The sequence below is a fragment of the Desulfotomaculum defluvii genome, assembly GCF_054657375.1.
In genome coordinates this window covers 390,763-404,246 of sequence record NZ_BAAHYV010000007.1, presented here as the reverse complement: position 1 = coordinate 404,246, position 13,484 = coordinate 390,763, and the positions used below count along the sequence as shown (strand labels likewise).

Genomic DNA, 13,484 nt, shown 5'->3' with positions numbered 1-13,484 from the left:
CTACATAATTTAACAATTTAGTTTTAAATAAAGACATTAAAAGGACAAAAGTTTCTTAAAGTACTTAAGGAACTTTAAACTTAACGTAGAATGTAGTTCCCTTTGGACCGGAATTCACTTCAATTTTTGCATTATTCCTTTTGGCAATACTATAGCTTATAGCTAGTCCCAAACCAGTCCCATCAGGTTTTGTTGTTAAAAACGGAGTACCTAATTTCTCAAGAAGAGCAGGTTCTATACCTTTACCTTTATCCTGCACCAATAGAATTACCTCGTCTTGTTCGGTGTAAGTTTTTATGGTTATACATTCTCCAGGTGACATTGCCTCTAACCCATTTCTGACAAGATTTAATAAAAGCTGTCGAATTTCCTTTTCATTTAATAGTAACTCAGAAACAGCTCCTATCTCAATTTTTACATCTTTATTTAGGTTTGCGGCATCGGCTTTAATCAAGGGGTATATGGCTTCTACTATTAAATTAAGATTTTGGAGTTGTAAATTATCCGGTTTATTTTTAGCTAAGGATAAAAATTCAGAAATAATTGAATTAGCCCGATCAAGTTCACTTATCATAACATCGTGGTATTCCTTGTATTTAAGGTACTCTTTTTTACTTCCTAACATTTGTAAAAAACCACGAACAGTAGTCATAGGGTTTCTAATTTCATGAGCAATTCCCGCCGCCATTTCTCCAATAAGATTAAGTCGGTCAAGGCGGGATATTTCTTTTTGGTATGTTCTAATTTCTGTTACATCAAGTGTTGTTGATAATATACATTTCTCATCGTTAAGGGTAATTGCCACTCCAGATAGTAATACAAGAAATATTTCGCCCGATTTTTTACGTGCTCGAAATTCATGATTATGAGCAAAACCTTTTTTCTCAATGTCTTTTGTATACTTTTCACGTACGTCCAAATCTACCCATACTTTTAAATCTTGTTCGGAACGCCCTATAATCTCTTCCCTACCATAACCATACATTTTAATACAGCTCTCATTTATAGCAAAATATTTATCACTATCAATGGAATATATTGACATGGAAATAGGGCTATAATTAAAGGCTTTTGAAAATCTAGCTTCTGATAATCGTAAATTATCTTGCAAGAGTTTACGATCAGTAATATCACGAAAATAAACTGATATGCCACCCTGATAAGGATAAGCATTTACTTCTAACCATCTTTCGCCATACATGCCATAAACTTCGAAATAGGTAGCTACTCTTTCTGACATTGCTTTATTAAAATTACTGTATATAATGGTGTTTCTGGTCTTTGGAAATACATTCCAAAATATTTGATCTAAAAGTTGCTCCTTTGTTTTTTTGAAGTATCGTAGAGCTTCCCTATTTATGTAAGTTATCTTCCACTCGTTATCTAACGCAAAGAATGAATTTGTAATACTCTCAAGAATATCCGTTACTTGCTGATTTACTCTTTTTAATTCTTCCTCCATATTTTTTCGTTCAGTAATATCAAAGGCAATCTCCACTCGCACCAACCGACCATCAACCCATGTTATAGCTCTATCAATACATTGAAACCACCGATTACTTACAGTGTTTTTAAATTCCCAAATATAAGGTTCTTGTGATAACCCATTACGAAGAAGTAAATTATTGGTACAAAAAGCACAAGGTTCTGCCTGATCGGACTGTAACACTTGAAAACAAGGTTTACCTACAACTTCTGCTCCCAATCTATCTACCCCATATTTATTAATAAAAAACAATTCATAAGTTTCTATGTCAACAGCATAGACTAGCGCATCGATCGAATCAAATATTGTACTTAATTGTCTAAACTGATTTAAAAGTAATTCTTCAGCTCTTTTGCGTTCAGCTTTTCGATTGGTAATATCCCTAATAACAACTTGAATACATTTTTTACCTTGATAAGTTAATGAAACTGCTGTTGTTTCTACATCTATAATTGTTCCATCTGAACAAATCATTCTTTTTTCCAAAAAAGGTAAACTAATACCTTCCATGGCCAAATAATACCTTGTTTTAGAACCTTCTTGATAATCAGGATGAATAAATTCCAATAGGTTTTTACCATATACTTCTTCTGGTTCTTTGAAACCTAAAAGCTTTGCTCCCGCTACATTAGTAGCAATAATAACACCCTTATAATGGACAAAAATTGAATCTGGAGAGAGTTCAAAAAGTTTACGGTATCGTTCTTCACTTTCTTGTAAAGCTATCTCCATTCTTTTACGCTCTGAAATATCTCTGTAGTAGACAGATATTCCATCCTTAGAAGGGTATATGTGTATAGAAACCCACTCATTTGAATAAATACCTTTACCCTCTGTATGAACCACTAATCTGTCTTTCATAGCTTTAAAGAAGTCCTTTTGATATTCTGTACCAATATATTGAGGAAATTCTTCCCAAATATTTTTACCAATAACTTCTTGTTGTTTTCTTTTATAGGTACTTTCTGCCTTCTTATTAAAATATGTAAATCTCCATTCATTATCTAAAGTAAAAAAGGCATCACTAATGCTTTCAAGAATAGTATTTAGGTGATCGTTTGCTTTTTTAAGGTTTTCCTCTGCATTACATCCAAGGATAGTCTTACAAAATATAGGGTTAATGCGTTTTATTTTTCCATCAAGTCCAACTAATACAAATGCATCTGGGGACGGATCTATAAAATTAATGAGGTCATCTTTAGTTTGTTGGCAATTGTTAAATTTTATTTGTAATTGTTCATAAGATTTCCTCAGGTCTAGCAATTCAGCGATTATTTGTTCTTTTGATTTATCCTCAAAAGTCATTAAGTCAATCCCCCTATTCCTAAAGTATTAATTTTTAGGTAGCTGGTTTGAATATATTAACTTTAGAATACAATATCTTCATAATTATTACCTCGGGAATTTTGTCAAACTTTGGTATTTTTAAATGTTTATTGGTTGAGTTTGAGCTTTCTATAGCTGTTTCTCCGACCTTAACCTACTTTTCAAGATAAAAAAAGATGCGTTGCGAGAGAACTTCCGTCTTCTCAACCAACGCATCCCGGTCCAACTGAGCCTTTTGTTTCCGCAGTTCTTCATGCTTACAGGATATTTTTTATATTCCTTTGACAAACTGCGTCATTAATATTGATTCGTATCTGAAACTTTATAAGTTCTTTAGGATCATTATCTATGAAAAGTCATCGTAGCCTTATGGTAAGTTTTCTTTCCCTTGCGTATTTTGACGCCGTTTTTCAATTGTTCTGAAGTAATATTGTGATCGATGGATTTAACTTTAGCATCATCAATAAATACTCCACCCTGCTGAATCAGACGTCTTGCTTCACTCTTAGAAGATGTTATACCACACACCACCATCAAATCCAAAATACCGATAACACCATCGATTAGCTGCTCTTCTGCAATATCAGTAGTTGGCATGTCAGAATCATCTGTGCCACCTGCGAAGAGAGCGTGTGAAGCTTTCTTTGCCTTTTGGGCTTCTTCTTCACCGTGAACTAGCTTAGTTAATTCATAGGCTAGGATTTCCTTGGCTTCATTTAGCTGACTGCCTTCCCATTTATCCATTTTGTTAATCTGTTCAAGTGGCAAGAAGGTAAGCATACGTATACACTTAAGAACATCAGCATCGCCAATATTACGCCAATACTGGAAGAATTCAAAGGGTGAGGTTTTATTTGGGTCAAGCCAAACGGCTCCCTTTGCAGTTTTTCCCATCTTTTTACCTTCAGAATTCATTAGTAGTGTAATTGTCATGGCATATGCATCTTTGCCTAATTTACGTCGAATTAACTCTGTACCACCTAACATATTAGACCACTGGTCATCACCACCAAACTGCATATTACATCCATAATTTTTATATAGGTGATAAAAATCGTAGGACTGCATAATCATATAATTGAATTCTAAGAAAGACAGACCCTTTTCCATTCTCTGTTTATAACACTCTGCCCGTAACATATTATTTACAGAGAAGTGAGCTCCTACCTCACGAAGTAATTCAATGTAATTTAACTTCAATAGCCAATCTGCATTGTTAACCATGATTGCCTTATCAGCACCGAATTCAATGAATCTTTCCATCTGTTTCTTAAAGCAATCACAGTTATGTTGAATTATTTCGGGTGTCATCATAGAACGCAAATCCGTTCGACCAGATGGATCGCCAATATAACCTGTTCCCCCTCCTATCAGAACAACCGGTTTGTTTCCTGCCATCTGCAAGCGTTTCATAAGGCATAGTGCCATAAAATGACCAACATGCAAAGAGTCCGCAGTTGGATCAAACCCAATATAAAACGTTGCCTTACCACTATTGATAAGTTCTTTAATTTCTTCTTCGTCGGTAACCTGGGCAATCAAGCCACGAGCTACAAGTTCATCATAAATTTTCACTATAAAATCTCCTTTTCTAAATTTTTAAAAATAAAAATGCCCCCTGTTCCAATGGAACAGAGGGCAGAAACTGCGGTACCACCTCTGATTCGAGAATTCCTCACAGAATTCCCCTCAACAAGTGCAATTGCACTCACACGCTGTATCGGGCGTACCCGTCAAACCCTACTATCAATTCAGGCTGCGGCTCCAGGATGTATTCGAATCAGCCCGTCTGCAACCTCTCACCAACCGGATGCTCTCTGAATGACGTAAAACTGACCTACTTCTTCCTTTCATAGCTTCTGTATAATTCAATTTAATTAATTTTAGTTGAGAAAGCAATAAAAGTAAAGCTACAATTCGACACATATGTGACATTCCGTAGTTTTCTTTTAATTAGCAATGTGAAAATTCATTTCTAGAATGCTATGCCTGTCATTCATTTGATCGGCAGCTTCTTCACCCGGATGAAAGCACTGACTACAGACCCCTGTATCTCCTGTCGTTCTTCCTCCGAGGAATTAGGCAAAATCTGCTGGCCCTGGTCACCGGCGAAATCGTAGACTCGGGTCACCTGGATCTCGCTATCCACAAAGCCAGCAGCGGCCAGCTTCTCTCGGTACTCCTGTTCCTGCATGGCACCGGCAATACAACCGGCCCAAGCCAGTAAATCCTGCTGTAGTTTTTCCGGTAAGGGTCTGGTTAATACAATGTCAGACACCGCCAAGCGTCCACCAGGCTTTAATACCCGATAGGCCTCCCGCAAGGCCTGGTCTTTGTCTGCCGAAAGATTGATCACACAGTTGGAAATAATCACATCGATGCAGTTATCTGGCAGGGGGATTGCTTCCAGATGGCCCTTTAAAAACTCGACATTCGTAATACCAGCCTTTGCTTGGTTAGCCCTAGCTTCGGCCAGCATTTCATCGGTCATATCCAAGCCATAGGCCTTACCCGTGGGACCCACCCGGCGGGCTGACAGCAATACGTCTAAACCTGCTCCACTGCCTAAGTCCAGCACCACTTCACCTGGGTGTATCTCCGCCAGGGCCGTGGGGTTGCCACAACCAAAGGTATTGGCCACCAAATCCTCAGGCAGGCCTGCCACCTGCTCTGAGCTGTAAAGCCCACCGGTAATGGGGTTGGCCTGGTCTGCCGAACCACAGCAGCAACTACTGCCACCACAACAGCCACCGCTCTTTTGGGTAATGGCTCTGGCATAACTCTGCCGCACCATTTCCCGGATACTCTCATTCATTAAAAGGCCTCCTTCAAATCAATTTTTTTTGATTTATTTATCTAAAAAAATTTACTTCAAGGCAAAATCCTGGTCTAACTGCTCCATGAATTGTCTCAGGGTCTTGGTATTGATAAAATACATCTTCCACTTCCCCCTGGGTTCCTCGGTCACTAGCCCTGCCTCCACCAGTTCTTTCATATGATAGGACACCCTGGACTGGATAAGACCCAACTCTGTCATTAACTCACAATTACATAAACCTGGTCGCTGGTCTTCCACACCGGGTATGGGACAACAACCGGCCTTACTTTGGGCCAGCATCAGCATAATTTTATAACGAATCGGATCACTTAGTGCTTTGGCAATTTTCACATTGTTGTTCATAGCCCTATCATATCAAATTTTTTTGATGAAAAGCAAGGGCAAAAACAAAAACACCCCACAAAGTTGTGGAGTGCCTCACACTATTTTCTACTAGGACGGAAGGCGCTCATGGCTTCGCCCGCTTCTTTTGAAGAATTTAATTGGCCAATTCCAGCATCTCAATGACTTCCGGGTTGTCATGAAATTTAAATTCCTTTAGTGCAGAAAACTTAGGCCTTCCCGGTGCGAATAATCTCAGCAAATTCCCTCGGCAGGCCCACAGCCTCGATCTCCCTAGCTGTTTGTTCAAAATCATAGGATACCTGAATATACTCCATCTGCAAGCTTCCTTTGGTCGCAACCACCAGGGCATAGCCAACATTGGCATTGCCGTGTTTGGGCTTACCGGCACTACCTGCATTGATGACATGCCCACCAAACACCTGCTTATGATAGGGCAAATGGGTATGGCCACAAACCAACACATCACAATGATTCTCCGTTAAGAACTGCCTTAGGATTTCTTCGGAGGTATCTTCAAAAAGATATTCATTTAGCTGGCGAGGACTACCGTGCACCAACAAGAATTTCAACCCACCGGCGGTAAACTCCAAACGCTCTGGCAATTGCCTGAGCCACGCTTTATTTTCTTCGGAAGTATGTTCTTTGGTCCAAAGGATGGAGCTTTCCCCCAGTTTCATGGCCTGTTCATTCTTATAGTCACAACCACAGATAATACGCATATTGCCAATGGCATCATCGTAGTTACCCATGATGGTAGGAATGTTCTCATGCCGTAGCAGGTCAATCACTTCGTTGGGCCGGGGGCCGTAACCCACCAAATCCCCGACACAATAGACAGCGTCTACACCCCTTTGTCGAATATCCACCAGCACTGCCTGTAAACTGAATAAATTACTGTGTACATCTGCAAAAATGGCAATCTTCATGTCTGATGTCTTCTCTCCTCTGTTCGTTTTATGACACCTGGTGATTCTTTACTATCAATATTTTGAGTCGAATCAGTTTCAAAAAGCAATTAAGTTTATGTAAAATTTCTGTTAAAAAAAGATAACGGAGAATAAGTTGATTATATCATTAAATAGTAATATAATAAAAAATCATATTTAAAGATTTAAATATATGAGGTAGTGAGATATGGAACGGTTAGTGAGTCTTTATAAGGCTTTGGGAGATGCCCATCGGCTGAACATTCTTCAAATGCTGTCGGGACAGGAAATGAGTGTCTGCGAAATCATGCAAGGCCTCAGCCTCTCCCAACCAGCGGTGTCACACCATTTAAAAATTTTACGTCAGGCAGACTTAATAGAAAACGTCAAACATGGCAAGCTAGTGCTGTACACCCTGAAAGCCAGTGGTTTACAACAAATTTACCCGCTGGTGGATCAGCATTTAGGTGAGTTACTGCAAACTACCACCGTTGAAGTCAAACCCTCGGCCCTACGAGAGACTCCTAATTATTGTGAGCTGATGGGCTTAAAAAAATCTGTCTGTGAAAAAGATGAATAAGGAGAATTTCTCCATATGGCTGCCTTTGCAGCGATCATTGGTCCCCTGATTGAGGTTCCGGTGGGGATCGCTCAGGTGGTGCGGTAAAATAACAGTCTCTTTAAAAATATCAACCCCGGAAAAGAACTTTACTCTGTTCTCTACTGGGGTTTCATTTCGTTTGCCCTGGCAATCATTAAAACTTAACTAGCCAAGCTATCTTCTAAAAGTTTAGCCAGCCTGGGAGCCAGCATTGGCTGAATCCTGTTGACCTGCATGGTTCTGTCTAGCATCTGTCGGACTTGCCTATGGTGTCAACCCTTGGCAAATGATATTGACAAATCTTCATTTTAAGCTTAATATTCATATATAATTATATTTGCATATATCAATTGGGTTCAGAAAGGAGACGGCTACCAATTCGTTAACCCAAGTCTTTAGAACTTGCTGATTAAACAAGGCTTAGGAATTGCTTTAGGCAGTAAAGCTTTTATTTGTCGGCTCAAAGAAAAGTTAAGGGGATGATTTCATGTTTATATTTGACTGGTTAAATAGTCATCTGCTAAAGATGGAGTGGCTCTCCAACCTAGTCAAGACCTTAGTGGAACAGGTATTTGGATTAAGCATTCAAGGACGTTTGGGCGGCAGTATTCATTTTTTCATCTATGATGTGATCAAAATATTTATCCTTCTATCTGTACTTATTTTTGCAATTTCCTATATCCAAAGTTTCTTTCCACCCGAAAGGACCCGTAAAATACTAGGAAGATTCAATGGGATTACAGCCAATACGCTGGCCGCTTTATTAGGCACTGTTACCCCCTTTTGTTCCTGCTCTTCCATTCCGCTTTTTATCGGCTTTACCAGTGCCGGGCTTCCGATTGGCGTGACTTTCTCCTTTTTAATTTCTTCCCCGCTGGTGGACTTGGCATCTGTCCTGTTGCTCGCCAGCATCTTTAATTGGAAGATTGCCATTGCCTACGTGGTCGTTGGACTGATACTTGCTGTAGTAGGGGGCACCGTTATCAGTAAAGCCAAGATGGAGGAATATGTTGAATCCTTTGTTTTCGGCAATCAAATAGCTGAGGTTGAGGAAGAGGAATTAACAACTCGTGCCAGATTGGAATTTTCAAAAAGCCAAGTGAAAGACATTGTTAAAAGAGTATGGCTCTATATTCTAATTGGGGTGGGGATTGGAGCCGCCATCCATAACTGGATACCGGATCATATCATCAGTGCGGTACTAGGACAGGATAAATGGTATTCCGTGCTCTTGGCAACAATAGTAGGTGTGCCAATGTACGCCGATATCTTTGGTACACTGCCCATTGCCGAAGCCCTCGTTTTGAAAGGAGTTGGAATAGGAACCGCTTTATCATTCATGATGGCAGTAACCGCCTTATCCCTTCCTTCGATGATTCTGCTTAAAAAGGTAGTCAAAACAAAGCTTCTAGCCGTATTTTTTGGGGTTGTAACCATTGGCATCCTCATCATCGGCTATACCTTTAACGCCTTTGGCCATCTGCTAGTATAATACACTCAAAACTGAAATAACCACGACTGGGAAGTCGTGGTTATTTTTATGTTAAACAATCTATGTTCTCCAATTTATTGGAACTCTCCAATATTCCTCCTGGTAAACTCCATTCCCAAACAGGACCATAGCCCTGCATAAATATGACTTATTTCCTGTTAACTCTATAACATAGGACTGATATATATATACTTAGAGTCCCAAAAGTTTTTATAATCTGAAAAAGGCAAACTTAGTGAAAGCTAAGGACGCAAAGCCACGGGTCTAAGGTATTAGTTGCTAAGATAGCCGGGTTGCCAGGAAAAGGAAAAATAGGTTCCTTAAGATTCCCTGGCCTTCCTTTGGGATTTTTTATTTCTAGGGAAGGGGAATAGGGTTATGAGAATAAGCTCAATCCTTTTAATTGATGATGATGATTTTCACAGTCTTTCTATATCAGTAGCTTTATCAAATTGCAATCTTAAAGTGGACATGGCAAGGTCATTGGCTGAAGGGCACAGGATACTTATTGATAAAAAGCCGACTGTAGTTATCTTTGGAGCTGGTATGACTGATAATATCTCACTAAATCAGAGTCTCAAGTATTCAAGTATTTTGAATAGGAAATATCCCGGAATTAAAATAATCTTTATTACTAAAAAAGCCTATAAACAAACGGTTTATAAAGTCTTCAACACCGGGTGCAATTCAATACTTTGTTGGCCTCTAAATTTTTCAAGGCTGCTTAGAGAAGTGGTAGAAGATACCTCGGCAATTCAAAGAGCCTAAATGCTAATAATATATATTTTTTTATCGTTACTTATAATGACGGGGTATAAAGGAAGGTTTTAAACAAACATAAAAACGACACATGTAGAGCATAGCTCGTAAATCTGATTACGGAATATGTTATACGTGTGTTTTTTTATGTTATAGGAAGCATACGCTCAAAGCTTTCATATCTTACTTCAACCAATTGAACAGCCCCATATAAACTATCCGGGGCATCTTAGCAGACTTTTGAAAATCCGACAACTGATTATTATACCTAATACTGGAAGAATTAAATAGGATATGTCCTTTCTTAATCCTGATAATATTGGCATCCTTCTTTTCTACAGCCGTGCGGATGCCGTTTGCTATCACCGCAGACCAACTCCATAGTACAGGGTAGGGCAATTTTTAGATATTCCTTTACGAGTTGGCAGCTTAAAGTTAAAGCCGTCCGTACAAAATTTTTACAACAACATGGGCCAGTTTGATTTGCTATGGTTTCAATAACCCGAGACACAACAATCATGGTAGTGGCAGTTTCCTTATCTTTTGGACAGGCGGCACCCAAAATAACGCTAAAGCAAGCCCCAATAGCAGGAGCTACGCCGCAAATACCAGTTAAGCCACAATAGGCTCCTATAGCCTGTTTTCTTGTTCGGGTCAGAGCTTCGACGATTTGGCTGTCTGTGATTTTAATTTCTTCGTTGTTTTTAATTGCTGCCAAAAGAGCTCCCGCAGCAATCCATGCATGTTCACAACCCAGCATAGGTATGGGGACTGATTTTATCATCATTTCGGCAATTTCCAATGGATTAGTGCCCTGCGACATGAGAGCCAAATTTAAGATTTTTTCATAAGAATCTTTCCCATGACATTCGTCACAGACATAATGGCCATTTGAACAGCAAACATAGCCAATTTCTTTTCGCCCGCAATATATGCAAGAAAACTCTCTACCAGATTCCAGGTAATCAAGTTTATTTCCACAAATCAAGCAGTTTTCTAAAATATTTTCCTGGTGTTGACCAACACCTTCTTGGGATGGGCCTCAACAGCGTGTCCCGTGTCCCATTCCTTCTATGGTCATTATAACACCCCCCAAATCTCATCTTACTGGGATTAGTGACGCTACCGTTTCATGGCTTGCAACAGCTATATGTTAGGTGCTGCTGTTATGGTAATTATGGATGCGGTGACGACACTTGGTCCGTTACTAAGTGTTATTATTTCATGGTGAACATCTATATCCTTTGCTTTTAATACAAACTTTCTTGTTGTTCTTATTATGAACTGTTTATAAACTACTCCTAAAAATTATTTAGAAAACTCAGCCAAAATATTGTAAAATGTTATATTTTTCTATAAACTTATAGTAAATTCGCACCATTGTAAACAGGACAATAGTCATGGGTATCTCGTCACTAATGGAGGGAATTAATCTTGTGGCAAAAACGTTCTTATATACAAAGCCTTTCTGATCAACTAGAAAAAGAAGATTCTTTGTTGATCAAACAAATTTATATTTTTATTATTTCTAGTTCTGCTGTCTACCTTACCTGGAAAGTTTTAAATTACCAAAATTACCTTGTTTGAGCCTCCAAGTACCCAATCCTCTCTTGGTCCTAAAAACAAAACCATTGTCATCACTGCCGACCTTCTCAATATACCTATTTACAATAACATCACATATTTAGACTCAAGTTCCATCATTTAGCATATCGTATGTGTGGTATGTCGTTTCATTGATACTGTTCTACATAAAGATGGCAAAAGCCAGACTTTAACTATTGGGGAGTCTGGCTTTTGCCATCTTTAGGCTAATATTTGCTTTACAAAAGCATCAAGCAGTTTTTAAGGACATAATTTATATAAGAAATTTCTTTTGTTATTCAGTTCTGTGGTGTTCTTCAGCTTCTTCAGCATCTGCTTTTGTTCTATGAACAGTTCCGTGTGGATGCTGAGGTGGTGCATAAATAGAATATAATTTAATTGGTTTATTACCCATGTTAATTAGATTGTGCCATTTACCAGCAGGAATAACAAACACATAATCATCGCAGACATATGCTTGAAAATCCAATCTGTCCTTTCTATCTCCCATTAGAACAAGTCCTACCCCTTCTTCAATACGTATGAATTGATCGAGGTTGGGGTGCATTTCTAAACCTATGTCTTCTCCCACATTAATGCTCATCAAGGTAAGTTGTAAATATCTTCCTGTCCATAAAGCAAGACGAAAATTATTGTTCTGCTTTGCAGCTTGTTCTATGTTAATAACAAATGGGTAAGGCCCATAATCCATTAATCTAATTGGAACACTGGGTTGATACTGATTAGGGAACTGATTCCCATATCCTGGAACTGGATAGTAAGGCCAGGGATACATTTTACGATAATTACTCAAATTAAACACTCCTTTCCTTAAATTTACAATATTATATGTCGGGTATTATGAAGTGTGCATGTGAGAACCAGTGTGGAAGGCCCCCCACGGACTGCAAATCAGTTGGCCTATCTGTGACTATTCCTTTTAGCTAATTTATACTACTGTTTCAGGTTACCAGTTGGCTGTTGCATCAGCGGGCACCTTTCTGAGTGGGACCAGAGGTATAAAAATACCCCTCTTGGGAGGGGTTGCCGCTGTTGGTTGAGTAATAAGACAGGTATATCTATATGTAAGGGTAGCTCTCCGTTAGTTCCAGTAGACTTCTCCTTTCATTTGCCTTCTGACCCAATGAACAGAAACGCAATTATAAATAAAAAATACTCACCCGCTAAAGGTGAGCATAAATAATCAATGGCCTTTTCTTTTTTTCTTTTTCTTTTCCTGTTGAAGCCTAAATTTTAACTCCAATAATTCTTCCTTTCTTGCCTTTGAAAACAGCTCTTTTTCCTTTTTGTTAGCCTCATGTTCTAATTTCATGGCAAGTTGCGCTTTGGTACTATAACCTGCATTTTTTACTTCTTTGTGTATTTCTCTTTGTAGCCTTTTGGGATTAAGTTTTTTCCTGGTTACATCGTATGTTGCTAATGGTCTACTAAACTTTAACTTTTTAAAGTTGTGATTTACAAACTGGAAAACCTCATAATCTTTAGGCTCTGAACCAAACACTACCCTTGAAGTCTCCAAAAACTCCTCATATGTCCTTTCAAAAACTCCTACCCAAAATGGCTCTTCAAAAAATACGGTTAATTTGATGCTAACAATATTCATTTTCTTCCCCCTGTATAATTTACTACAGAGAACGGACAACCCCAGGGGGGGCAGGTTACTGACACCAGATAAAACTGGTGCGTTCGGACTACCAACCGAAACTGTGTTTTTATCTCTAAATAACATTATAAACTGTTTTTATCATTTTAGTTAGAATAGCTGTTATCTTCGCTCATATTTTCATAATAATCTTTATATTGTTGTTTTGCCAGAGAGTTTTTTGCAGTTCATTTACATAGTCACTCGCTTTCACTCTAAGCTTTGCCCCTTTCTCTTAAGTGATTATATTAACTTACCAAGAGACCCATAAGACTGTTTGTGATATTATGACTGTATTTTTAAAATTTTGACAAAAAACGTACCAGTTTGACAGATTATTTGAAGGAAAATTCGACATGAATATCAAATAAATAATGCTAAATATTTTTACACATTTTGAAAACTCGAAAGTGTTTATCAAGTTTAATCTTATAACAACTTTTTTTAACGACGGGAGGAGTGC

The 13,484-nt window shown here is 38.5% G+C and carries 11 protein-coding genes, 1 riboswitch and 1 other annotated feature; of the genes, 3 read left to right on the top strand and 8 right to left on the bottom strand.

Features of this window, described 5'->3' with window-relative positions; translation table 11 throughout:
• Positions 1 to 64: 64 nt before the first annotated feature.
• From ACYQ03_RS09020 to ACYQ03_RS09000, 5 genes are all read right to left on the bottom strand, one after another.
• A complete protein-coding gene (locus ACYQ03_RS09020) occupies positions 65 to 2,791 on the bottom strand; it encodes a PAS domain S-box protein (RefSeq protein WP_459909349.1) in 2,727 nt (908 codons plus the stop codon).
• A gap of 363 nt (positions 2,792 to 3,154) precedes the next feature.
• Positions 3,155 to 4,387, bottom strand: a complete 1,233-nt coding sequence (gene tyrS / locus ACYQ03_RS09015) for a tyrosine--tRNA ligase (protein WP_459909347.1) — start codon at positions 4,385 to 4,387, stop codon at positions 3,155 to 3,157.
• Between the two features lie 56 nt (positions 4,388 to 4,443).
• Positions 4,444 to 4,675, bottom strand: a binding site (T-box leader).
• Positions 4,676 to 4,808: 133 nt separating this feature from the next.
• Positions 4,809 to 5,627, bottom strand: coding sequence for an arsenite methyltransferase (locus ACYQ03_RS09010; protein WP_459909346.1), 819 nt, complete (start codon positions 5,625 to 5,627; stop codon positions 4,809 to 4,811).
• Between the two features lie 51 nt (positions 5,628 to 5,678).
• Positions 5,679 to 5,993 carry an ArsR/SmtB family transcription factor gene (locus ACYQ03_RS09005; RefSeq protein WP_459909344.1) on the bottom strand — a complete coding sequence of 105 codons (315 nt, stop codon included), beginning with the start codon at positions 5,991 to 5,993 and terminating at the stop codon, positions 5,679 to 5,681.
• 209 nt (positions 5,994 to 6,202) lie between these two features.
• Positions 6,203 to 6,922, bottom strand: a complete 720-nt coding sequence (locus ACYQ03_RS09000) for a metallophosphoesterase family protein (protein ID WP_459909342.1) — start codon at positions 6,920 to 6,922, stop codon at positions 6,203 to 6,205.
• 208 nt (positions 6,923 to 7,130) lie between these two features.
• On the opposite strand from ACYQ03_RS09000, the gene ACYQ03_RS08995 reads away from it, so the two are divergent.
• From ACYQ03_RS08995 to ACYQ03_RS08985, 3 genes are all read left to right on the top strand, one after another.
• Complete coding sequence (locus ACYQ03_RS08995; RefSeq protein ID WP_459909340.1) at positions 7,131 to 7,502, top strand: ArsR/SmtB family transcription factor; 372 nt, start codon at positions 7,131 to 7,133, stop codon at positions 7,500 to 7,502.
• 508 nt (positions 7,503 to 8,010) lie between these two features.
• Entirely contained in the window at positions 8,011 to 9,015 is a 1,005-nt protein-coding gene (locus ACYQ03_RS08990; RefSeq protein WP_459909338.1) for a permease, read from the top strand.
• Positions 9,016 to 9,230: 215 nt separating this feature from the next.
• A riboswitch (cyclic di-GMP riboswitch) is annotated at positions 9,231 to 9,316 on the top strand.
• Between the two features lie 77 nt (positions 9,317 to 9,393).
• The gene (locus ACYQ03_RS08985) at positions 9,394 to 9,783 is read left to right on the top strand and encodes a response regulator (RefSeq protein ID WP_459909337.1); all 390 of its coding nucleotides are present in this window, start codon (positions 9,394 to 9,396) and stop codon (positions 9,781 to 9,783) included.
• Positions 9,784 to 10,078: 295 nt separating this feature from the next.
• On the opposite strand, the gene ACYQ03_RS08980 is transcribed toward ACYQ03_RS08985, so the two are convergent.
• From ACYQ03_RS08980 to ACYQ03_RS08970, 3 genes are all read right to left on the bottom strand, one after another.
• Positions 10,079 to 10,840, bottom strand: a complete 762-nt coding sequence (locus tag ACYQ03_RS08980; RefSeq protein WP_488193074.1) for a DUF5714 domain-containing protein — start codon at positions 10,838 to 10,840, stop codon at positions 10,079 to 10,081.
• Positions 10,841 to 11,653: 813 nt separating this feature from the next.
• Entirely contained in the window at positions 11,654 to 12,154 is a 501-nt protein-coding gene (locus ACYQ03_RS08975) for a cupin domain-containing protein (protein ID WP_459910785.1), read from the bottom strand.
• 408 nt (positions 12,155 to 12,562) lie between these two features.
• Positions 12,563 to 12,982, bottom strand: a complete 420-nt coding sequence (locus ACYQ03_RS08970; RefSeq protein ID WP_459909335.1) for a YjdF family protein — start codon at positions 12,980 to 12,982, stop codon at positions 12,563 to 12,565.
• Between the last annotated feature and the right edge of the window lie 502 nt (positions 12,983 to 13,484).

Coding starts and splice junctions, on each gene's coding strand:
- ACYQ03_RS09020 (WP_459909349.1), bottom strand. CDS start 2,791: ATGACTTTTGAGGATAAATCAAAAGAACAAATAATCGCTGAATTGCTA.
- ACYQ03_RS09010 (WP_459909346.1), bottom strand. CDS start 5,627: ATGAATGAGAGTATCCGGGAAATGGTGCGGCAGAGTTATGCCAGAGCC.
- ACYQ03_RS09005 (WP_459909344.1), bottom strand. CDS start 5,993: ATGAACAACAATGTGAAAATTGCCAAAGCACTAAGTGATCCGATTCGT.
- ACYQ03_RS09000 (WP_459909342.1), bottom strand. CDS start 6,922: ATGAAGATTGCCATTTTTGCAGATGTACACAGTAATTTATTCAGTTTA.
- ACYQ03_RS08995 (WP_459909340.1), top strand. CDS start 7,131: ATGGAACGGTTAGTGAGTCTTTATAAGGCTTTGGGAGATGCCCATCGG.
- ACYQ03_RS08990 (WP_459909338.1), top strand. CDS start 8,011: ATGTTTATATTTGACTGGTTAAATAGTCATCTGCTAAAGATGGAGTGG.
- ACYQ03_RS08985 (WP_459909337.1), top strand. CDS start 9,394: ATGAGAATAAGCTCAATCCTTTTAATTGATGATGATGATTTTCACAGT.
- ACYQ03_RS08975 (WP_459910785.1), bottom strand. CDS start 12,154: ATGTATCCCTGGCCTTACTATCCAGTTCCAGGATATGGGAATCAGTTC.
- ACYQ03_RS08970 (WP_459909335.1), bottom strand. CDS start 12,982: ATGAATATTGTTAGCATCAAATTAACCGTATTTTTTGAAGAGCCATTT.